Source organism: Flavobacterium sp. CYK-55 (assembly GCF_018413465.1).
In the GTDB taxonomy this organism is placed as follows: Bacteria; Bacteroidota; Bacteroidia; order Flavobacteriales; family Flavobacteriaceae; genus Flavobacterium.
Genome location: NZ_JAHCDK010000002.1, coordinates 55,288 through 78,289 on the forward strand (window position 1 = coordinate 55,288; position 23,002 = coordinate 78,289).

General features: G+C 42.6%; 16 protein-coding genes. 13 read left to right on the forward strand and 3 right to left on the reverse strand.

The window, feature by feature from the left end; all coding sequences use genetic code 11:
- Nucleotides 1-57 precede the first annotated feature (57 nt).
- On the reverse strand, nucleotides 58-2,148 hold the full coding sequence (locus tag KIH23_RS02850; RefSeq protein ID WP_317197019.1) for a M1 family metallopeptidase: 2,091 nt from the start codon (nucleotides 2,146-2,148) through the stop codon (nucleotides 58-60).
- A gap of 136 nt (nucleotides 2,149-2,284) precedes the next feature.
- On the opposite strand from KIH23_RS02850, the gene recG reads away from it, so the two are divergent.
- The 6 genes from recG (at nucleotide 2,285) to KIH23_RS02880 (ending at nucleotide 11,805) form a co-directional block, all read left to right on the forward strand.
- Nucleotides 2,285-4,387, forward strand: coding sequence for an ATP-dependent DNA helicase RecG (gene recG / locus KIH23_RS02855; RefSeq protein WP_213211161.1), 2,103 nt, complete (start codon nucleotides 2,285-2,287; stop codon nucleotides 4,385-4,387).
- Between the two features lie 99 nt (nucleotides 4,388-4,486).
- A complete protein-coding gene (locus tag KIH23_RS02860) occupies nucleotides 4,487-5,545 on the forward strand; it encodes an efflux RND transporter periplasmic adaptor subunit (protein ID WP_213211162.1) in 1,059 nt (352 codons plus the stop codon).
- A gap of 3 nt (nucleotides 5,546-5,548) precedes the next feature.
- Complete coding sequence (locus KIH23_RS02865) at nucleotides 5,549-8,635, forward strand: efflux RND transporter permease subunit (protein WP_213211163.1); 3,087 nt, start codon at nucleotides 5,549-5,551, stop codon at nucleotides 8,633-8,635.
- Nucleotides 8,625-9,941 carry a TolC family protein gene (locus KIH23_RS02870; protein ID WP_213211164.1) on the forward strand — a complete coding sequence of 439 codons (1,317 nt, stop codon included), beginning with the start codon at nucleotides 8,625-8,627 and terminating at the stop codon, nucleotides 9,939-9,941. Before KIH23_RS02865 ends, KIH23_RS02870 begins: the two co-directional genes overlap by 11 nt.
- A gap of 29 nt (nucleotides 9,942-9,970) precedes the next feature.
- On the forward strand, nucleotides 9,971-10,834 hold the full coding sequence (locus tag KIH23_RS02875) for a bestrophin family protein (protein ID WP_213211165.1): 864 nt from the start codon (nucleotides 9,971-9,973) through the stop codon (nucleotides 10,832-10,834).
- A 47-nt stretch (nucleotides 10,835-10,881) separates the two neighbouring features.
- Nucleotides 10,882-11,805 carry an AraC family transcriptional regulator gene (locus tag KIH23_RS02880; protein WP_213211166.1) on the forward strand — a complete coding sequence of 308 codons (924 nt, stop codon included), beginning with the start codon at nucleotides 10,882-10,884 and terminating at the stop codon, nucleotides 11,803-11,805.
- Here KIH23_RS02880 and KIH23_RS02885 read toward each other — a convergent pair.
- Together KIH23_RS02885 and KIH23_RS02890 are read right to left on the reverse strand one after the other, a co-directional pair.
- Nucleotides 11,795-12,169 carry a DUF779 domain-containing protein gene (locus KIH23_RS02885; protein WP_213211167.1) on the reverse strand — a complete coding sequence of 125 codons (375 nt, stop codon included), beginning with the start codon at nucleotides 12,167-12,169 and terminating at the stop codon, nucleotides 11,795-11,797. The genes KIH23_RS02880 and KIH23_RS02885 overlap by 11 nt on opposite strands.
- Nucleotides 12,170-12,369: 200 nt before the next feature.
- The gene (locus tag KIH23_RS02890; protein WP_213211168.1) at nucleotides 12,370-13,875 is read right to left on the reverse strand and encodes an aldehyde dehydrogenase family protein; all 1,506 of its coding nucleotides are present in this window, start codon (nucleotides 13,873-13,875) and stop codon (nucleotides 12,370-12,372) included.
- Between the two features lie 251 nt (nucleotides 13,876-14,126).
- On the opposite strand from KIH23_RS02890, the gene pheT reads away from it, so the two are divergent.
- The 7 genes from pheT (at nucleotide 14,127) to KIH23_RS02925 (ending at nucleotide 22,995) form a co-directional block, all read left to right on the forward strand.
- Complete coding sequence (gene pheT, locus KIH23_RS02895; protein WP_213211169.1) at nucleotides 14,127-16,547, forward strand: phenylalanine--tRNA ligase subunit beta; 2,421 nt, start codon at nucleotides 14,127-14,129, stop codon at nucleotides 16,545-16,547.
- A 38-nt stretch (nucleotides 16,548-16,585) separates the two neighbouring features.
- Nucleotides 16,586-16,975 (forward strand): hypothetical protein, encoded by a 390-nt coding sequence (locus KIH23_RS02900; RefSeq protein WP_213211170.1) that lies wholly within the window; start codon nucleotides 16,586-16,588, stop codon nucleotides 16,973-16,975.
- A 105-nt stretch (nucleotides 16,976-17,080) separates the two neighbouring features.
- Nucleotides 17,081-17,626 (forward strand): IS1096 element passenger TnpR family protein, encoded by a 546-nt coding sequence (locus tag KIH23_RS02905; protein ID WP_213211171.1) that lies wholly within the window; start codon nucleotides 17,081-17,083, stop codon nucleotides 17,624-17,626.
- Between the two features lie 91 nt (nucleotides 17,627-17,717).
- Nucleotides 17,718-18,776, forward strand: coding sequence for a nucleoid-associated protein (locus tag KIH23_RS02910; RefSeq protein ID WP_213211172.1), 1,059 nt, complete (start codon nucleotides 17,718-17,720; stop codon nucleotides 18,774-18,776).
- 110 nt (nucleotides 18,777-18,886) lie between these two features.
- Nucleotides 18,887-19,795 (forward strand): ABC transporter ATP-binding protein, encoded by a 909-nt coding sequence (locus KIH23_RS02915; protein ID WP_213211173.1) that lies wholly within the window; start codon nucleotides 18,887-18,889, stop codon nucleotides 19,793-19,795.
- Nucleotides 19,792-20,628: an ABC transporter permease gene (locus KIH23_RS02920; protein ID WP_213211174.1), complete on the forward strand. Its 837-nt coding sequence runs from the start codon at nucleotides 19,792-19,794 to the stop codon at nucleotides 20,626-20,628. The genes KIH23_RS02915 and KIH23_RS02920 overlap by 4 nt, the downstream gene beginning before the upstream one ends.
- A 42-nt stretch (nucleotides 20,629-20,670) precedes the next feature.
- A complete protein-coding gene (locus KIH23_RS02925) occupies nucleotides 20,671-22,995 on the forward strand; it encodes a T9SS type B sorting domain-containing protein (protein ID WP_213211175.1) in 2,325 nt (774 codons plus the stop codon).
- The last annotated feature ends 7 nt before the right edge of the window (nucleotides 22,996-23,002 follow it).

The following is a 23,002-nucleotide window of genomic DNA, read 5'->3' on the forward strand; positions in this document are numbered from 1 at the left end:
GAAAAGCCTCTGCAAAGTGAGAATAGCGGAGGCTTTTTTTTATGAAATGCCTAAAAATTACTTAATCTCTTTTTCTTTGAGCAAGCGTTGCAACTGCGTTTTTTCGCGAATGGGCAACTTGGGTTCAAGCTCGGTAAACATCTTGCGGTATTGATCATCTTTGAGCAATTTACGGATGTTTTCTTTACAAAAATTCACAAACTGCCAACGGTGATTTCCGGTTCCGTAGGCCAAACTTTTGAGTACATCTTCAGTAAAAAGCTCTAAACTGATGAGTTTGAGCAAAGCCAATTCTTGTATACCCGAATCATAATTGGTTCCGGTAAACTGCAAAAGCTCGAAGTAAATTTTTGATTTTTCATCCGCCTTATCTGTGGTTAAATAAGCCAAATACAAATGCATCAAACGTAGATTTTGGTCTTGAAAACCGATCCATTTTTTTGATTTATCGATGTATCGTACGCGCTCATTCGGAAAGTTTTTCCACAAGAAATACAAAGCAGCTTCGCGGGTTTCGTAGGATGCATCGTCGAGTAAAGTTTCATAATTAGCTCTGAACGATTCCGGAATTTCTTCAAGCGAATTGGCCACCGCTTGACGCACTTTTATATCGCCGGTTTTGATCGCCGCTTGCAACAGAAATTCTTTTTCGACAAAAGGCTTTTCAGTTGCTTGATACACAAGCAATTCTTTGATGGGGAAATACGCTTTTGAGTTGAAAATGTCTAAAATTTGTTGGCGATTTTGTACCAAATCCAATCGGTGATCGCGCAAATCGTAATATTGTTTGACGAATGTATTTTTGAGCAACAAAGTATCGGCATGCGCAGCCGGAAACTGAGCTGACTCTAACCACAATTTCTGAAACGCAACAACATCAAACGACGAAACTTTTTTGACTTCGTCCAAGAAATCATCGGTGGTCACGTTTTTAAAAGCGTATTTCTTGAGGTAATTCTTCACAGCCAAATCAAACTTTTTCGCACCGATTTGTTCGCGCAAAACATGCAACGCCCACGCGCCCTTTTGATAAAATGTCAGTGAACTCGCTTTGGGGTTCAGCAACGGAATCGTATCGGTCTTGGCGGCTTCAATCAATTGACGAGAAGTTTTGTACAATTTGTTGTAAAAATAATCGTCACCAAAAACCGAGCGTTCGGCGAGCAGAGCGTAATAAGTCGCGAAACCTTCTTGTAACCAATGGTCTTTTCCGGATTGCGCCGTAACCAAATCGCCAAACCACTGATGCGCCAATTCATGCGCGTTCACATTGAGGTAATTTCGGTCGTTATAGGCTATACTATCAACCACAAAATCTCTTGAAAACAAAGTAGATGAAGTGTTTTCCATGCCGGCATACAAGAAATCACGCACCGGAATTTGGCGATAAACCTTCCATGGATAGGCCACGCCAATGGTTTTTTCAAGGTAATCAAATATTTTTTTGCTGTAGCGATAGGTGGGTTCAACTTTATCAGCATCCTTGGTTTCATAATACATCTCCAGCGGAATACCCGAAGCTGATTTTTCGGTTTTTTTCTGAAAATGCCCGATGGCCAACATCACCAAATAACTGCTCATAGGCTCATTCATGCGGTATTTCCAGATGATATCGTTGCCTTGCGCTTGTTTTTCAAGCAAAACTCCGTTCGAAATGACTTCGAAACTCTTGTGAAAAGCAACGTCCAAACTAAACAGCGCTTTATCATTCACATCATCTATACACGGCAACCAATGGCTTGTGTTTTTGCCTTGTCCTTGTGTCCAGATTTGGCCTTGAACTTCTTCGGGTGTGTCATTTTTATGGGTAAAATCCCAGTTGACAAAATACATGGCTTGCGTCGGAAAAGCCTCATAATCAAAACTCAAAACATTTTTACCAACCCGCAAACCTTCATAGAGCAAAAGTTGTTTTTTGTTTTCTTTGAATTGGACGTTTTCGCCGTTTAGTTTTACATGGGTAAAAACCATTTTTTGAGCATCGATGCGAAGCGTGTCTGTACTTTTAAAAAGCTCAAAAGTGTATTTGGCTTGCCCGGTTACATTTCGTTTGACGGGATTGATGCTCAACGCTGCATGAATGGTTTTAAAATCAACCACACGGGCCGGTTGTGCCCATAAAGTCAAGGTAAATAAGAGGAAAAACACGATTTTTTTCATGCGCAAACAAATGTCATGGCAAATATACACAGAACGCCTTTGCAGCTTGTTATGCGTTTCTTAATTTTCAAAATATACTTATCTTCGTCGGGGTAAAAGCCGTTAATTTTTAATACAAATCGACATGTCTGAGTTGTTGCAAACCCCGATTGAATACCTCAAAGGCGTTGGCCCGAGTCGTGGTCAATTGCTCAGAAAAGAATTGGGTATTCACACCTATGCCGATTTGCTTCAGTTTTTTCCGCATCGATACATTGACCGCACGCGTTATTACAAAATAAACGAGCTGCGCGAACAACCCACCGAAGTACAATTGGTAGGCAAAATTATCCACATCAAAACCGTTGAACAAAAGCGCGGTAAAAGACTCGTAGCCAACTTTGTAGACGAAACCGGACAAATGGAGCTCGTGTGGTTTCAAGGTCATAAATGGATCCGCGAAAATCTGCCGCTCAATGTGCCGATTGTGATTTTTGGACGATGCCAATTATTCAACCATCAGTTTTCGATGCCACACCCCGAGATTGAGCTTTTATCAGAACACCAGCAAAATCTGCGCGGCGCCTTACAAGCGATGTATCGATCCACCGAAGCGCTGTCTAACAAAGGTTTTACACACCGAACTTTTGGCAAACTTGTACAACAAGCCTTGCTCGAAACCCGCGATTTAATAGCCGAAACTTTGCCCGAACACCTACTGAGCGCCTGGCAACTCATGCCCAAAAAAGAGGCCATGCTTCAGGTGCATTTTCCGCGTGACAACGACGGATTATCCAAGGCGCAATTCAGACTTAAGTTTGAAGAATTGTTCTATATTCAGCTGCAACTCATCAGCAAAAATCTGATTAGAAAACACAAAATAAAAGGTCATGCTTTTAACCAAGTGGGCACTTATTTCAACGAATTTTACCAAAATCACTTGCCATTTGATTTAACCGGAGCGCAAAAACGCGTGCTCAAAGAAATCAGAAATGACATGGGCCAACCCGCGCAAATGAACCGTCTTTTGCAAGGCGATGTGGGCTCGGGCAAAACCATCGTGGCCTTTATGAGCATGCTTTTGGCACTAGACAACGGTTTTCAAGCTTGCCTGATGGCGCCTACCGAAATTCTGGCCAATCAGCATTATATCGGGCTCAGCGAATTGGCCGATAAAATGGGCATCAGCATTAAAATTTTAACGGGTTCAACCAAAACTGCTGAGCGAAAAGTTATTCATGAAATGCTTGAAAGCGGTCAACTCAAAATCTTGATCGGAACGCATGCTTTGCTTGAAGACAAAGTACAATTTCACAATTTAGGATTGGCCGTTATTGATGAACAACACCGATTTGGCGTAGAACAGCGCTCAAAACTTTGGAAGAAAAACAGCATTCCGCCGCATGTGTTGGTCATGACTGCCACGCCGATTCCGAGAACTTTGGCGATGAGTTTATACGGTGATTTAGATTTATCAGTCATTGACGAATTGCCGCCGGGGCGAAAACCCATACAAACCGTCCATCGATTTGACAGCAATCGGCTCAAGGTTTGGAAATTCATGCGTGATGAAATAGCGCTCGGGCGACAGATTTACATTGTTTATCCGCTCATTCAGGAATCTGAAAAAATGGACCTCAAAGACTTAATGGACGGCTACGAAAGCATCTCGCGCGATTTTCCGCTGCCTGAGTACGCCATATCCATCGTGCACGGCAAAATGAAACCTGCCGACAAAGACGCCGAAATGAAGCGTTTTGCACAAGGAAAAACCAACATCATGGTGGCTACCACGGTGATTGAAGTAGGCGTAAATGTGCCCAATGCAAGTGTGATGATTATTGAAAATGCCGAGCGATTTGGCTTGTCGCAATTGCATCAGTTGCGCGGACGTGTGGGGCGCGGTGCCGATCAGAGTTACTGTATTTTGATGACTTCGCACAAACTCAGCGCCGACAGCAAAACCCGACTTGAAACCATGTGTCGCACCAACGATGGTTTTGAAATTGCCGAAGTAGATTTGAAATTGCGCGGTCCCGGCGATTTGATGGGCACCCAACAAAGTGGCATTCTGAATTTGCAAATTGCCGATTTGGTCAAAGATCGCGACATTTTGCAACTGGCGCGTCACAGAGCCATAGAGATTTTAAAACGCGATGCTCCGATGGAATTGCCCGAACATAGTGTCTTGCGCAAAACGTATATTGAACTCACCAAAAAGAAAAATCTTTGGAATCACATCAGCTAAAAACGGTTGTTAAATAAAGTTTAACAGGCCGGCTTTTACCGATTCTAAAAACTACATTTGACCGTCATAAAACAATCCTTTTGTGAGGAATTTCAGCCTATGAAAGTAAAATACATCGCATATGCCCTACTGTTGGTTGGTTTAGGAAGTTTAATTGCCTATCGAATTCAAACCAACAAAAGCCAAGACGAATCAGGTAAAGACAAAGGCCCAAAAAAACCCATCAAAGTAACCGGACTGGTTATTGAACCACAGATTTTTGACAACGAACTCTCGCTCACCGGTGCGCTTGAAGCCAACGAACAAGTTGAAGTGCGCAGTGAAGTTTCGGGCGTGGTACAGAGCATTCATTTTCAAGAAGGAAGCCAAGTTCAAAAAGGACAAGTTCTGGTTAAAGTCAACGATAGTGAATTGCGCGCGCAACTGCGTCAAGCCAAAACCAAAGAATCTTTGGCCGCTGAAAATGAAAGACGCGCCAAATTACTGCTCGCCAAAGAAGCCATCAGCCAAGAAGAATATGACATCACTTTGGCCGACTACAAATCAGCCCAAGCCCAAAGCCAACTCATTGCAGCGCAACTTGACAAAACCAGTATACGTGCGCCTTTTTCGGGTAAAATTGGTTTGCGTTCAATTTCGCCAGGCGCTTATCTCACGCCTTCTTTGCTCATTGCTAAACTCGTCAACACCGGGCAACTCAAAATTACATTTTCAATTCCCGAAAAATACGCTGGTCAGATTCAAAACAACACCGTTTTAAACTTTACAGTGGCCAATTCAGACCAAGTATTCAAAGCCAAAATTTATGCGCTTGAACCCGGCATTGAAGCTACTACACGAACTTTACAAGTGCGCGCCTCAACCGAAAACGCCAACAACAAGCTCATTCCGGGCACTTTTGCCAACATTATTTTACCGCTCGATAAAATCAAAGATGCCGTCATGGTGCCGAGTGAAGCGATTGTTCCGGTGCAAAAAGGCAAAAAAGTATACATCGTTGAAGGAGGAAAAGCCATCGAAACTATGGTAACTACGGCCACCAGAACCGATGCATCTATCTTGGTTTTAACCGGACTCAAACCCGGCGACACACTCATTACCAGCGGTGTGATGGCACTTAAAAACGAGGCGCCCGTTCAAGTGAAACTCAAATCATAACCCATGAGTTTATCCACGCTAAGCATCAAACGACCCGTACTAACCATTGTCTTGAATCTAACGTTGATTCTCTTTGGTGTTATTGGGTATAAATTTCTGGGCATTCGCGAGTTTCCGTCGATTGATCCGGCGCAGATTTCTATCCGAACCGATTATGCCGGAGCCAATGCGGACATCATCGAATCGCAAATTACCGAACCCATTGAAAAAGCCATCAACTCGATTGACGGCATCAAAAACATCACCTCGTCAAGCGTTCAAGGAACCAGCAACATTACCGTTGAGTTTAACCTGAATAAAGACCTCGAAACCGCTGCCAACGATGTGCGCGATAAAGTAGCCATTGCCGCCAAAAGCTTGCCTAAAGATATTGATGGTCCGCCGGTGGTTTCAAAAGCCGATGCGAATGCCGATGCGATCATCTCGATGACCATTCAAAGCGATACCCGAAGCCCGTTGGAGCTCAGCGATTATGCTGAAAACGTTATTGGGCCGAGGCTCGAAACCATTCCGGGCGTGAGCGGTATTCAGATTTGGGGACAGAAAAAATACGCCATGCGCTTGTGGATTGACCCGATTAAATTGGCATCTTATGGTTGTACGGTCTCAGACGTCAAAAATGCTCTTGGACAACAAAATGTAGAACTTCCGTCGGGAAAACTCACTGGAAACAGCACTGAACTTACTGTAAAAACCGTTGGAAACCTCAGCAAACCTGAAGAATTCAACAACCTCATCATCAAAACCGATGGAGAAAAAATCGTTCGTTTGAGCGATGTCGGTTCGGCTGCACTCGGCCCTGAAAATCTCGAAACGCAAATGTCGCAATCAGGTTTACCGCTGGTAGCCGTGGCGATTGTGCCGCTTCCGGGGGCGAATTATCTAGACATTTCAAAAGAATTCTACAAAAAATTTGAAGTGCTTAAAAAAGATTTACCCAAAGATATTCAACTCAACATTGCCATTGACAACACCGTTTTTGTCAAAAAATCAGTGCTTGAAGTGGCCGAAACCTTAGGCATATCGATCTTGTTGGTGATTTTGATTATTTACTTGTTTTTCCGCGATTGGGCCATTGCGTTCCGACCGCTGATTGACATTCCGGTATCGCTCATAGCCACTTTTTTTATCATGTGGTTGTTCGGATTTTCGATCAATGTACTGACGCTTTTGGCCATTGTGCTCGCGACCGGTTTGGTGGTGGATGACGGAATTGTAGTGACCGAAAACATCTTCAAAAAAGTTGAAGAAGGCATGAGCCCGATTGAGGCGGCCATCAAAGGCTCGAATGAAATTTTCTTTGCGGTTATCTCTATTTCAATCACGCTGGCGGCGGTGTTTTTACCGGTGATTTTCTTAGACGGATTTGTGGGCCGTTTGTTCCGCGAATTTGGTGTGGTGATTGGCGCCGCGGTGCTTATATCGGCCTTTGTTTCACTGACTTTGACCCCAATGCTCAACGCTTATTTGATGAAAGGCGGACATCAGAAAAAATCAAAATTCTACGAACTGACCGAACCCATTTTTGAAAACATCAACCAATCCTACGCTGTATCGCTTAAAAAATTCATCGGCCACAAATGGATCAGCTTTGCTATTTTGGGCTTTTGTTTTGCGCTGATTTATCTGTTTTTTAATATTTTACCTAAAGAAACCGCGCCTTATGATGACCGCAGTTCACTCGTGATGGTCACCACTACAGCCGAAGGTTCTTCGTATGATTACACCAATCGTTTTATGCAAGAATTGTCACGCTTGATTGACGATTCAATTCCGGAAAAGAAAGTGAGTTTGGTGATTACCGCACCCGGATTTAACGCTTCGGCTACCAACAGCGGTCGCGTGCGCATTGCTTTGGTGGATCCTGAAAAACGAGAACGCTCGCAGAAAGAATTGGCCGAAAAACTCACCAAATGGACTAAAGGTTATCCCGATGCCAAAACTTCGGTGACCGAGCAGCCGACCATTGCCGTGAATAAGCGCGGTGGGCTTCCGATTCAGTACATTATTCAAGCGCCGAATTTTGAAAAATTGCAAGAGAAGATTCCACAGTTTATGGAAGAAGCCGCCAAAGATCCGACTTTTGCCATGACCGATGTGAACCTCAAATTCAACAAACCCGAAATCAACGTAACCATTGATCGCGAAAAGGCTGAAAGTCTGGGTGTTTCTGTTTTAGACATTGCGCAAACGCTGCAACTTTCGCTCAGCGGACAGCGTTTTGGGTATTTTTTGATGAACGGAAAACAGTATCAAGTGATTGGGCAATTTGACCAAAAAGATCGCTCAAAACCACTTGATTTGACTTCGATGTTTGTGCGCAATACGCAAGGCCAACTCATTCAAATGGACAATGTGGTGCATATTGACGAGAAAAGTAATCCGCCGCAATTGTATCACAACAACCGAAATATGTCGGCTACCGTGATGGCCGGATTGGCGCCGGGCAAAAGCATCAGCGATGGCATTGAAGCCATGAACCGCATTCGCGAAAAAGTACTCGACGATAGTTTTACCACCGATTTAGGCGGAGAATCGCGCGATTTTGTGGAGAGCAACTCGAATACTTCGTTTGCTTTTGGTTTGGCTTTGTTGCTTATTTTCTTGATTTTGTCGGCTCAATTCGAGAGTTTTATTGATCCGCTGATTATTATTCTGACCGTTCCGATGGCCGTGGCCGGAGCATTGTTCTCGCTTTGGTTGTTTGGTCAGACTTGGAATATTTTTAGTCAAATTGGTACCATTATGCTCATTGGTTTGGTCACCAAAAACGGAATTCTGATTGTAGAATTTGCCAACCAATTGCGCGAGCAAGGCATGGAGAAAACCCAGGCCATTTTGCACGCCGCAGAATCGCGTTTGCGCCCTATTTTAATGACGAGTTTGGCGATTGCCTTGGGCGCTTTGCCGATTGCTTTATCACTCGGAGCAGCCGCCACGAGCCGCATTGGCATGGGCGTGGTGATTGTAGGCGGAACCATTTTTTCGCTCATCCTGACTTTGTTTGTGATTCCGACTCTGTATTTAATGTGGTCGCGCGTGCGAAAACACCGCGCTGAATTTGACCAAATGGACGCTTATGAAAAATAGTCTGACCCATCTCAAAATCTATAGTTTTCTGATCCTGCTGCTCGCTGGTTCGCTGCAGGCACAATCTGTATTGACTTTAGAAGACGCCGTTAAAATAGCTTTAGAAAACAATTACGCCATTCGCATCGCGCGCAATCATGCCCAAGTAAGTCAGACCAATGTAGCAGTTGGAAATGCCGGAATGTTGCCCAAAGTTACGGCTTCATTTACAGATACCAACGGCATTCAGCATTTGTCACAAACCCGCGCCGACGGAACAGTAAATACGGTGGATAATGCACACAGCAGCAACATTAGCTACGGCGCCAACCTTGATTGGACGGTTTTTGACGGCTTTAAAATGTTTGCGCGTTATGACCAACTCAAAGCACTGCAACAACTGGGCGAAAGCCAAATGAAACTCAAAATTCTCGATCGAATTGCAGCCGTAAACAGTTTGTATTTTGATTTGGCACAACAGCAATTACAACTGGCTGCACTTGATACCGCTTTGGTGATTTCAAAACAAAGATTGACTTTGGCGCAAAACCGCTACAGCATTGGCAAAGCTTCAAAACTTGAAGTGCTCAATGCTCAAGTTGATTTGAATGCCGACACTTCTGCCCTGCTCAAACAAAAAGATTTGTACGGGCAAACCAAAACGCAATTCAATGAATTGTTGGCGCGCGATTTAAAAACTGATTTTGCAGTGGCTCAAGACATTCAAGTTGATCAAAAACTCGAGTTGATGCAGTTGACTGAATTAGCGCAAAAACAAAATCCGGAGCTGGAATCCATCATCATCAGTAAAAAAGTAGCCGAATTGCAACTCAAACAAGTCAAAGCCAATCGTTATCCGACGGTAAAAGTCAATACCGGATACAACTTTAGTGAAGCCAAATCAGAATTGGGTTTTACAACGCAAAGCAGCGCCCGCGGGCTCAATTACGGTTTGAGTGCAACCTTGAATTTGTTTGACGGAAACAATCAAAACCGCAATGAGAAAATCGCCAAATTAGCAGTTGAAAATGCCCAACTCGCAGCCGATCAACAACAGCAAACCATAGAAACACAACTCAATTTGGCTTTTCAGAACTATCAAACGCAATTGCAATTGAGCGCGCTTGAAGAAAAAAACGTACAAATCGCGCAACAAAACCTCAACATTACCCTGGATAAATTCAGAATCGGAACCATTACCACATTTGAATTCAGAACCGCGCAACTCAATTTTGTCGAGGCCAAAACCAGATATTCAAACACGCTTTATCAAGCCAAATTGGCCGAGATAAGCTTGCGCGAGTTGGCCGGAAATCTGACTTTTTGATTAGATTTGCATCAAACAATCCAAAACAAATGATATCCTACAACACCAAAGACTGGTTTACTTTTATTTTTAAATTCCACAAGGCAGATACGTTTAGAACTTTGCTGCCGATTATGCTCGCCATTGGTATTTATGCGGGTTTGGTCGGATGGCTCGAGGTTGAATACTGGCAACTTTCTGAGACCAGTTACATCAAAAACATCACGCTCATGCACGGAATGCTGGGTTTTGTGATTTCATTGTTGCTGGTTTTTAGAACCAACACTGCTTATGACCGTTGGTGGGAAGGCCGAAAAATGTGGGGCGCTTTAGTAAACAACAGCCGAAATTTCGCTTTGAAACTCTCGGCCATGCTGGGCGATGAACACGACCGCACCTATTTTAGAAAAATGATTCCGGGCTATGCGCACGTTTTACACAAACACTTGGGCAACGAACAAACCGGAAAAGTGCTTTTTGACGATGTTGACCTAGAACTTGATCAACACAAACACCGCCCGAATCAAGTAGCGCAAATGATGTTTGCCAAAATCAACGATTTGTATCAATCAAAAAAAATTACGGGCGATCAACTGATTATTCTCAATGCCGAAGTACAATCGTTTACGGATATTTGTGGCGCTTGTGAGCGGATTAAAAACACACCGATTCCGTATTCGTACAGCGCGTTTATCAAGAAGTTTATCTTTTTTTATGTGATGACTTTGCCTTGGGGTTATGCCTTTAGTTTGGGCTATTACGTGGCGCCGGTTGTGGTTTTTATCTTTTATGTTTTGGCTAGTTTAGAGCTTATTGCCGAAGAAATTGAAGATCCGTTTGGCGGCGACACCAATGATTTGCCCACGCAAAAAATCACCGAAAACATCAAAAAACACGTGGGCGAATTGCTGTAGTTTACATACAAAAAAAGTGTATCTTAGGCTTTGCTAATTAAATGCATATGCCTTCAAAAGTTTTGCTCAACAAACCCGCACTCACCCACGAAAAGTCACTCAAAACTTTGGTGGAAAACCGCACCATTTTTTCATTAGAGCATTGCGAATTGAACATTTTTGAAACCTACGAAAAATCAGATTTGGTTCCGCTGAAGTTTAATGATTTGGTGGTGACCAGTATGCTGCGCGGCAAAAAAGTGATGCATTTGTTTGACGAACCTTCGTTTGATTATTTGCCCGGCGAAACGGTGATTGTGCCTTCAAACGTTGAAATGAAAATTGATTTTCCCGAAGCTACAACGGCCAATCCGACGCAATGCATTGCCTTGGCGATTGATCATGAAATCATTAGTGATACGCTGCATTTTTTAAACGAAAAATACCCCAAAGAAGGCCAAAACAACCTCTGGAAACTCGACCACGAAAACTACTTTTTTTACAACAATGTTGAGCTGGCCGGAACCATCAACAAGCTCATTAAAGAATGCATGGGCGATGCGATTACCAAAGACGCACTGGCCGATTTAACACTGCAGGAACTCATCATCAGAATCATACAAACCCAAACGGCTCGACGGTTTGAAAACGAAAAATACCTCGATATCAACAGCCCGATTACGCCTTCGGTTGAATACATTCGCAAGAATATTCGCGAGAGCATTAACCTGAAAGATTTGAGCGATAAGGCTTGTATGAGCACGACTTCATTTTACCGCTATTTTAAACGCGAAATGGGCATGAGTCCGATTGAGTTTATTTTGAACGAAAAAATCAAATACGCCAAAAAACTCCTGAGTAACCCGAATGTGCATGTCAATGAAGTGTCGTATGCCACGGGCTTTGAAGACTGTAATTACTTCATCAGATTGTTTAAAAAATACGAAGGTGTTACGCCCAAACAGTATCAGCTGATGAACTTTAATCCGTAAATTTTAAATCGGATAAATTTTGGGCTTCCTCAGCCGAAAACAAGCGCGATTGCGTGAGAAACCGAACGCCCAAAGGAATTTCTAAAGAAAAACTCGAGCCTCTGCCCGGTACCACATCAATGGTGAGTTGGGTGTGTTTCCAGTATTCAAATTGGTCGCGACTCATCCAGAATTCGCAGTGGGCAATCTCGCCCAAACAAACATCAGACGAACCTACTTTGAAGTCGCCTTTTTCAAAACACATAGGTTGTGAACCATCACAGCAACCGCCGCTTTGGTGAAACATCAAATCGCCGTAACGATCTTGCAATTGTTGAATGATTTGAGCCGCTGCCACAGTAACGGTAACGCGTGGTGTTTTCATAGGATAATTTTGAAAGGTTGAAGTTTCAGTGGTGATTGAGCTTATTGATGTGCGACTGCCCTAGCCCCGATTGAAGCGGCAGCCTTTTGGCGGTTTCTTAACCGGCAAAAGCTACAGCGGAAAGCGGGAATGAGCTTCTGAAAAACAAAAACCATCCGAAGCCGAAACCTCGGATGGTGCACCAACAAATTAAATGAATCTTAAAAGAATCCAAGTTTGTTTTTGTTGTATGAGATGAGCATATTTTTGGTTTGACGATAATGCGCCAACATCATTTTGTGCGTTTCGCGTCCGAAGCCCGATTTTTTGTAACCGCCAAACGGTGCGTGCGCCGGATAAGCGTGATAACTGTTGACCCAAACGCGTCCGGCCTGAATGGCGCGCGGCACTTGATAAAGTTCGTGGGCATCGCGAGTCCAAACACCGGCTCCTAAACCATAAAGCGTGTCGTTGGCAATTTCAATGGCTTCTTCGGTGGTTTTAAAAGTAGTCACACATACCACCGGACCAAAGATTTCTTCTTGAAAAACGCGCATTTTGTTGTGGCCTTTAAAAATGGTCGGTTGAATGTAATAACCGCCGGCCAAATCACCGCCGAATGAGTTGACATCGCCGCCAGTGAGCAGTTCTGCGCCTTCTTCTTTTCCGATTTTGAGATACGATTGAATTTTCTCGTATTGATCATTAGAGGCTTGTGCGCCCATCATGGTAGATGGATCGAGCGGATCACCGCAAATAATGGCTTTAGTGCGAGCAATAACGCGCTCCATGAATTGATCGTAGATACTTTCGTGCACCAAAATACGCGACGGACAAGTACAAACTTCGCCTTGGTTTAAAGCAAACAATACGGCGCCTTCAACGGCTTTGTCAAAGAATTCATCATCGGCATCGGCCACAGACGGAAAGAAAATATTCGGTGATTTTCCGCCGAGTTCCATGGTTACCGGAACCAAGTTTTCAGAAGCGTATTGCATGATCAATCGACCTGTGGTGGTTTCACCGGTAAAGGCCACTTTATTGACGCGCGGTGAGGTAGCCAAAGGTTTTCCGGCTTCAATACCAAAACCCGTGACTACATTGAGTACACCCGCAGGAATTACATCCTTGATAAGTTCCATGAGCACCATAATCGAAGTAGGCGTTTGTTCGGCCGGTTTGACGACCACACAGTTTCCGGCAGCGAGTGCAGGTGCGATTTTCCAAGAAGCCATAAGCAGTGGAAAGTTCCAAGGAATAATTTGCCCGACCACACCCAAAGGCTCGTGCAAGCATATGCTCACGGTGTGCTCATCGTGCTCGGCAATGGCGCCTTCTTCTGAGCGGATAACACCTGCAAAATAGCGAAAGTGATCAATGCACAAAGGTAAATCGGCGGCCATGGTTTCGCGGATGGCTTTTCCGTTGTCAATGGTTTCAACCGCAGCGAGATAGGCAAGGTTGGCTTCCATGATATCGGCAATTTTGAGCAACATATTGCTGCGCGTGGTAACCGAGGTTTTGCTCCAGGTTTTGAAAGCTTCATGGGCAGCATCGAGGGCCAAATCAATGTCTTCTTTGGTGGATCGAGCGGCTTGGGTAAATGCTTTTCCGTCAATAGGTGAAATGTTTTCAAAGTACTCACCTTTGACCGGAGGCGTGAATTTTCCGCCTATAAAATTGTCGTAGTGCGACTTAAATTCGGGTCTTTTTGTTGCTTGACTCATAATTTTAATTTTTTGGTTGTAGCCAAAAGTAGTTTCAAAGCCGAGCTCACTGATAGCACATTTTTTACATTTTACAGCACAAATTAATCAATGTGTAATTTTTACATGAGAATATTTAAACATCACAAATAATCTTATTAATAAATCAAGAATATGATAATTACTGCGGATGAAAATTCGGGGCATGACGTCTAAAAATATATTTTAAAATAAACGCGCAATGAGTATATTTGCAGCCTTAATTTGCATCGATGAAAATCTCATACAACTGGTTAAAACAATTCATTAAAATTGATTGGAAATCTGAAGAAACTGCTGCCCTACTCACCGATTTAGGTCTTGAAGTTGAAACGGTAGAAAAATACCAATCAGTCAAAGGCGGACTCGAAGGTATTGTTGTAGGTCATGTTTTGAGCTGTGAAAAACACCCGAATGCCGATCGTCTCAAAGTAACGATGGTTGATTTAGGCGAGGGCGCTCCGGTACAAATTGTATGCGGCGCAGCCAATGTAGCAGCCGGACAAAAAGTTCCTGTGGCCACCATAGGTTCAACTTTGTATGATGCCGACGGAAATGCGTTTGTCATCAAGAAAGGTAAAATTCGCGATGTAGAAAGCTTCGGAATGATTTGCGCCGAAGACGAAATTGGTTTGGGCAACAGCCACGACGGGATTATGGTTTTGGATGAAAAACTCAAACCCGGAACTTCGGTAGCCAAAGTTTTTAAAGTAGAGAACGACGAAATTTTTGAAATCGGCCTCACGCCCAACCGCGCCGATGCGATGAGTCATTTAGGCGTGGCGCGCGATCTGAGAGCCGGCATGATTCAGAAAGGAAATCACGTAGAGTTGATTACACCATCGGTGAGCAATTTTAGAATTGATAAAAGAACCCTCAAAATTGATGTTAAAGTTGACAATACCAAACTCGCGCCTCGTTATTGCGGTGTGACTATTTCGGGCGTGACGGTCAAACCTTCTCCGGAATGGATGCAAAACCGACTTAAATCAATCGGGCTTACACCCAAAAATAATATTGTGGACGTGACCAATTACGTCATGCACGAACTCGGTCAGCCTTTGCACGCCTTTGACGCGGCTAAAATTCACGGAAAAGTGATTGTCAAAACCGTTGAAGCCGGAACCAAATTTGTGACATTAGACGAAGTTGAACGCAGCTTGCACGAAGAAGATTTGATGATTTGCGACGAAAAAGGCCCGCTTTGTATTGCCGGTGTTTTTGGCGGAAAACAATCAGGTGTGAGCGAAACCACCACCAATATCTTTTTAGAAAGTGCCTATTTTAATCCGGTGAGCGTGCGCAAAACAGCCAAACGCCACGGGCTCAATACCGATGCTTCGTTCCGTTTTGAGCGCGGCATTGACCCAACCATTACCGAATATGCGCTCAAACGTGCAGCTTTACTGATTCAAGAAATGGCCGGCGGCGAGATTACTTCAGATGTGATTGATATTTATCCGAAGAAAATTGAAGATGCCACCGTGTTTTTGAATTTTGCCAAAACCGCGAAACTCATCGGCCAAGAATTGCCCAAAGAAACCATCAAGAAAATCTTGGCTTCGTTGGATATCAAAGTCAACAGCGCGACTGATGGCGGTTTGGGATTGACCATTCCGGCGTATCGCGTAGATGTGCAGCGTGAAATTGATGTAATTGAAGACATCTTGCGCGTATATGGTTACAACAACATCAACTTTACCAAAAAACTCAATGCAACGGTAGCCAATTCATCGCGAACCGAAGATTATAAAGTGCAGAATATTGTTGCGGCGCAGCTCAACTCTTTTGGTTTTCATGAAATGATGGCCAACTCGCTGACCACAGCAGAATATGTATCACTCACCGAATCATTGAGCGCCGACCACAACGTAACGATGCTCAATCCGCTGAGTAATGATTTGGCCACGATGAGACAATCATTGTTGTTCTCGGCTTTAGAAGCTGCGGCGTATAACATCAACCGCAAAAACCAAGATTTGAAGTTGTTTGAGTTTGGAAAAACCTACCACAAATTGCCGTCAAATTATCAGGAAAACAAGCATTTGACGTTGCTTTTGAGCGGAAATCGCCATGCCGAAATTTGGAACAACGCCCAAAAACCAACTGACTTTTTTATGTTTAAAGGTTATGTTGACTCTGTTTTGTCGCGTTTGGGCATTGAAAAAATCAAATCAGTTCCGGTAGAGGTTGATTTGTTTGCCGAAGGGATGAGTTATCAAGTGGGCACTGAAGTTTTGGTGCGTTTCGGAACCATCCGCAAGAACATCCTCAAGCATTTTGACATCAAACAAGAAGTATTTTTTGCCGATTTTCATTGGGATGCCGTTTTGAAACTCATCTCAAACAAAATCAAGTTTGCCGATATTCCGAAATATCCTGAAGTGCGCCGCGATTTGGCTTTGCTGGTTGATGAACAAGTTTCATTTGATTCGATTTATCAAACTGCGCGTCAATCAGAAAAATCATTGCTCAAAGAAGTTCAATTGTTTGACGTTTACACCGGAGCCAATCTTCCGGGAGGGAAAAAATCATACGCTGTGAGCTTTACTTTGCAAGATGATTCAAAAACGTTGACCGATGAGCAAATCGAGAAAGTAATGAGCAAATTACAGAAAAACTTTGCCGCTGAACTCGGTGCGGTTTTGCGTTAAATTATATATTTGTAACACAAATTCTAACTAAGATAAACATGAAAATCAAAACATTAGCCATCGTACTTTTTGTACTCGGACTCAACTCGGTTCAAGCGCAATCAACTTTTGACAAATGGCCGGCCATTAAAGCTTTTCACGCGGTAATGTCACAAACGTTTCATCCGTCAGAAGAAGGAAATTTAGAGCCCATCAAAACGCGTTCTGAAGAATTGATGAACAGAGCGGCCGATTTATTAAAATCAGATATTCCGGCTGAATTTAAAACACCGGGCATTTTGGCATCGGCTGAAAAATTGCAAATCAAAAGCAAAGCCTTACACAAAATGATTCAGGCCAAAGCATCAGATGCCGACATCACCAAAGCGCTCGCTGAATTACACGACGTCTTTCACGAAATAGTTGGTTTGTGCTCTGAGAAAAAATAATTTCAAGCCCAACTTCGGTTGGGTTTTTTATTGGATTTGTTCATTACTTTTTTGAACCGAACTCAATTTAAATTTTACCTTTGACGCTTAAATAAAAAACACATCATGGTTTATAAATTCAGAGTAATTCTCGACACTGAAGAAGATATTTTTAGAGACATTGCCATTTTAGAAGACGACAATTTAGAAGATTTGCACAACGCCATTGTCAATGCTTTTGGTTTTGACGGAATGGAATTGGCCTCGTTTTACACTTGTGACCAACAATGGAACCAAGACGAAGAAATTCCGCTTTTTGATACCGGCGACAATCCCGGCGAAATCAAAACGATGGCTGATTATCCGCTGAGTTCAATTCTGGATAAAAATCAAACCAAAATTATTTATGTCTACGACTTTTTGAACATGTGGACGTTTTTGGTTGAATTGGCCGCAATTGAAGATGTTCAATCAGGCGAAGCTTATCCGGCAACGCTTTTCTCGCACGGTGAAATGCCGGCCGAAGCCACAGAAAAAAGTTTTGGTTCAGACCAAGACATGCGCGATGACATTTACGGCGAATTTGAAGACGATTTAGACGAAGATGACCTCGATATGTTTGAAGGCGACGATAACTATGAAGATTATGGTTTCGAGGAGAATTGGAACTAAGAAACTGAGTGCCTGAGCAACTAAACTTTGAATTATAAATTTTAATTACTGTTGTTGACTTTTGGGTCAATAAATGGTGTACATCTAAAGAATGATTAATCTATTCAACACCCATATAGAAAGCCTCTCAATTCACCGAGTGGGCAATAAAAGCCGAAACGAATCGGTGTTTCTCTCTGAAAAAACCTATGCACTCAACGACGAAATTGTGCCGTTGCTCAAAGAGTTTTTCTTGAAACCGTTTCGCGAGAAAGAAGAAAACTACTATCAATTTGCCCACGAAGTTGATTTAGAATACAACGATATGTACAACTTGGCCACCGAGGTTTTCAACAATCCGGGCTCAGTGCATGAAGTGTCCAAAAAAATCACACGCCATTTGTATGAGCAATCTGGGCATCCGCACATTAAAAACGGCGAAGTATATGTGGCTTATTTAACGCATTTGAACATTGACAACCAAATGGTTGATGCAATCGGTATTTTTAAAAGCGAAATTCAAACCGATTTTCTGCAGTTTGAAGAAAAAGACAGCACGCTTGAAATGATTCTGCAGCAAGGCATCAACCTCAACAAACTCGACAAAGGTTGTTTGATTTTTAACCACAAAAAAGAAGAAGGTTATAAAATTCTAACGGTTGACAGCAATCGTTACGACGCGCGTTATTGGCTCGAGCATTTCTTGTCGGTCGATGCGTTTGAAGACGAGAATTTCATGACCAAAAAATACCTTAAATTCTGCCAAGGATTTGCCAAAGATGTGGTTTTTCCGGCCGAAGACAAAAAAGAAGAAGTGATGTTCATGAATCGTTCGGTGAATTATTTTGCCAAAAACGATCAGTTTGAAGAATCGCAATTTTTGAATGAAGTGCTCGACAATCCTGATTTGATTCCGGAGTTTAAAAGCTACAAAGCCGACAAAGGCGAAAAATACAGCATTGAAGACGTGACGAATTTTCCGATTGCCAATGCAGCGGTTTCAGATGTGCGCAAATCGATTAAAAACGTGATTAGTTTAGATACGAATATTCAGATTAAACTTGATTTCATCAATCCGGAAAGCGCCGAAAAGTTTGTAGAAAAAGGCTGGGATGAAGAGCGCCAAATGTATTATTACTTGGTATATTTTAACAAAGAACAAAAAGGTTAATTCCATATTCCCCGGCTTAGTTCGGGGATTTTTTTTTGATGAAAACTAAATCAAAAAAATCGGTAACATTTTTATAACTTGTCTGTCCAACGAGCACTTAATTTTTTGTTTTGAAAACCATCCTCACTTTAAAAAACCTCAGCAAACGTTACGGCCCGGTGCTTGCGGTCAACAATGTTTCACTCACCATTGAAAAAGGCCACGTTTATGGAATTTTAGGGCCAAACGGTTCCGGAAAATCAACCACTTTGGGCATGGTGCTCAATGTAGTTAACAAAACTTCGGGCGAATATTTTTGGTTTGACGGCTCAATTCAAACGCATGAAGCACTCAAAAAAGTAGGCGCCATCATTGAACGACCGAATTTTTATCCGTACATGACCGCGCGTGAAAACCTCGCATTGGTGTGCAAAATCAAAGATGTTTCTGAGCAAAAAATCACAGAGAAACTCGAATTGGTTGGGCTTATGGAACGCGCGAACAGTAAATTCAGCACGTTTTCACTGGGTATGAAACAACGTTTGGCCATAGCTTCGGCTTTGCTCAACGATCCGGAAATTTTAATTTTGGACGAACCTACGAATGGCTTGGATCCGCAGGGAATTCACCAAATACGCGACATCATCAAAAAAATAGCCACGCAAGGAACAACCATTTTATTGGCTTCGCACCTACTCGATGAAGTTGAAAAAGTTTGCTCGCATGTATTGATTTTGCGCAAAGGACAAATGCTCTATTCAGGCCGCGTGGATGCCATGAATGCACAAACCGGATTTTTTGAAGTCGAAAGTTATGATATGAGTTTACTCAGAAATGCTTTGCAAGCCCATCCGGATTTAGAAAAAATAGACGAAGATAAAGGCAAAATCATCGCTCATTTTAAAGGTTCGGTAGCAGCGCAAGACTTGAATAAATATTTGTTTGAGCGTCAAATTATTTTGAGTCATTTGGTCAAACGACAACGCACACTCGAAGAACAATTTTTAGAACTCACCAACCAAAATCAAACCAAATCATGAAGCGATTACTAACCATTGAGTTTTTAAAAATCTGGAGAAACCGCGCCAGCAGAACCCTGACTTTGGCTTATTTTATACTGCTGACTTTTATTGCGCTCATCGCCTCGATTAAATTTAATTTGGGGCCAATTGAGTTAAATGTGGCTGAAATGGGCATTTTCAACTTTCCGTTTATTTGGCATTTCAATACTTATGTTGCTGCCATTTTGAAGTTCTTTTTAGCGGTGGTGATTGTCTCGATGATGGCCAACGAATACAGTTACGGAACACTCAAACAAAACCTGATTGACGGACTCAGCAAACGCGAATTCATTACTTCAAAATTTCTGATGGTGGTTGCTTTTGCTGCTGTTTCGACTGTTTTTGTATTTGTGATTTCACTGATTTTAGGCTTGATTTTCTCATCGTATAACGAACTCGGAATCATCTTTTCTGACTTAGAATATTTGCTGGCTTATTTTGTGAAACTCGTTGGTTTTTTCTCGTTCTGTTTGTTTTTGGGCATCTTGATCAAACGTTCGGCTTTTGCCTTAGGCTTCTTACTGATTTGGAACATTATTGAAGGCATCATCAGCGGATTATTGCATTTTAAAGTTTTTCCGAACAGTAATTACGCTGATTATTTCACACAATTGTTGCCCCTTGAAGCCATGTCAGATTTGATTGTAGAACCAATAACCCGATTGTCTGTCATTAAATCGATTGGCAACCAAATTGGCGTCGATAACATCAAAGATTACAGTGTGCATCCGCTCGGGCTTTTGATCGTGATAGCTTGGACGATTATTTTTGTCATCTCGTCGTACAAATTATTGCTCAAAAGAGATTTGTAGTATCTTTGGCAGGCAGATTTGACTGCGCAGAAAACGGCCTGTATGTCATTGAAAATTATCGTGCAAAAAAAACAATTTTGGGTTCAAAAAGGCTTCTTTTTACTGAACCTTTTTTTTGCTTTTTTTTCTAATACAACTCAGGCACAATTTGTTCGTGTTGACGATACTTATTCGGCGCAACAACTCATTCAAAATGTTTTGGTCAACAGTCCGTGCGCCAATGTGACCAATATTCAAGCAACCGGAAACCCTTTCAATACCAATGAACTGAGTTATGGTTATTTTGACGCCAACGGAAGCAGTTTTCCGTTTCTGAATGGTGTGGTGCTTTCAACCGCGCGCGCCAAAAGATCTGAGGGGCCAAATACAAGTTTGATAGACGAAGGCGAAACGGGTTGGCAAGGCGATCCTGATTTAGAGCAAGCTTTGGGCATCAGCAATACATTTAATGCTACAGTCATTGAGTTTGACTTTACACCGCTGACCAGTTATGTGAGTTTTGATTATATTTTTGCTTCTGAAGAATACCAAGGAAACGCACCGTGCCGATATTCAGATGGTTTTGCTTTTTTGCTCAAACGCGCCAATTCTACTGAAAACTACAGAAATTTAGCGCTGATTCCCAACACGAATACACCGGTTTTGGTCACGAGTGTGCATCCTACTACTTCGGGTTGCCCAGCTATCAATGAGCAATATTTTGGACAATATAACGGAAACAGTGATGCGGTTAATTTCAACGGGCAAACTACTGTTTTAAAAGCTGAATCAACCGTAACGCCAGGAGTTACTTATCACATCAAATTAGTGATTGCCGATCATGAAAACATTCGGTATGATTCGGCTATTTTTTTGGGTGGCGGAAGTTTTAAAGTGGGAACTGACCTTGGTCCTGACCGCTTGATTGCGAGCAATAACCCTATTTGTCAAGGGCAATCCTATCAACTCGATGCTACCGAAGTCGGAACCAACAGCTATAAATGGTTCAAAAACGGAATTGAGCAAATCGGTTTTACAGCGCCTATTTTTAATGTGACTTCAGACGGAATCTATAGTGTAGAAGTTTCACTCGGAAGTTCGGGTTGTATTTCATCGGGCGAAGTGACTATTGAATATATTCCGGGACCTAATTTATCACCGAGCACGCTGGTTCAATGCGATGAAAACCAAGACGGAAGCGCCTTGTTTAACTTGAATTTAGCCAATACTCTAATCATCAACGGAAATCCTGGTACCGTTACCTATTACGAAAACCTAAACGATGCTCAGAATCAGAATACAACCCAATCTATTCCAGATCCGAGTGCCTATGAAAGTGTTCCTAAAACCATTTACGCAACGGCGCTGAGTTCTGCCGGATGTGTGGGCGTTACCCAACTGTCTTTGCAAATATCCAACAATAGTTTGCCCAGCGAAATTGACTATGAAACTTGTGATTTAGATAGTGATAAAGATGGTTATTACGGAATTACACTCGCGCAAATTGACACCGATGTGCTGAGCGGATTGCCTTCAGGGCTTGTCGTACAATATTACCCGACTTATCAAGATGCGCTGTTGCAAACCAATGCTTTACCCGCTGTTTTTACGAATACCGTTCGATATGAGCAAACCATTTTTGCCAAAATCATCAATGGCAGTGACTGCTACGGAATTGTTCCTGTCAAGCTATTCATCAACAAAAATGAACCGGATAACTTTGAGGATGAACCTGTTTTTTTGTGTTATGGTCAACCTATAACCATTTCAGTCGCCAATACTTTTGCCACTTATTTGTGGAGCAACGGAGCCACCGGATCCTCTACACAAATCAGCAGTCCGGGCCTATATACTGTTACCGTTACCGATGCTAATACTTGTGAAGCGACCAAAACTTTTATAGCCGACGGATCTGAAGCGCCTACGATTACCAATGTTCTGGTGGATGATTTTCAAGGAAACCAAAACAGCGTTCACATCATAGCCGAAGGAAACGGAAATTTTGAATATTCCATTGATGGAAATACTTTTCAAAACAGTGCGGTTTTTTATGGCCTTCAACCCGGAAATTACTCTGCTGTAGCCAACGATATCAACGGTTGTGGGTTTGATACTTACGCGTTTATCATCTTAGATTATCCGCGATTTTTTACGCCCAATGACGATGGTTATAACGATGTTTGGAACATTGAAAATCTAAACATTATTCCAAATGCAAAAGTTGAAATTTTTGATCGTTACGGAAAGAACCTCTTCGAATTCAATGCACTTCAGAGAGGTTGGGACGGCAATTATAACGGAAAAAAATTACCCGCTGATGATTATTGGTTTGTTCTTACACGAACCACCGGAAAAACCATCAAAGGCCATTTTGCGCTCAAAAGATAATCATAGC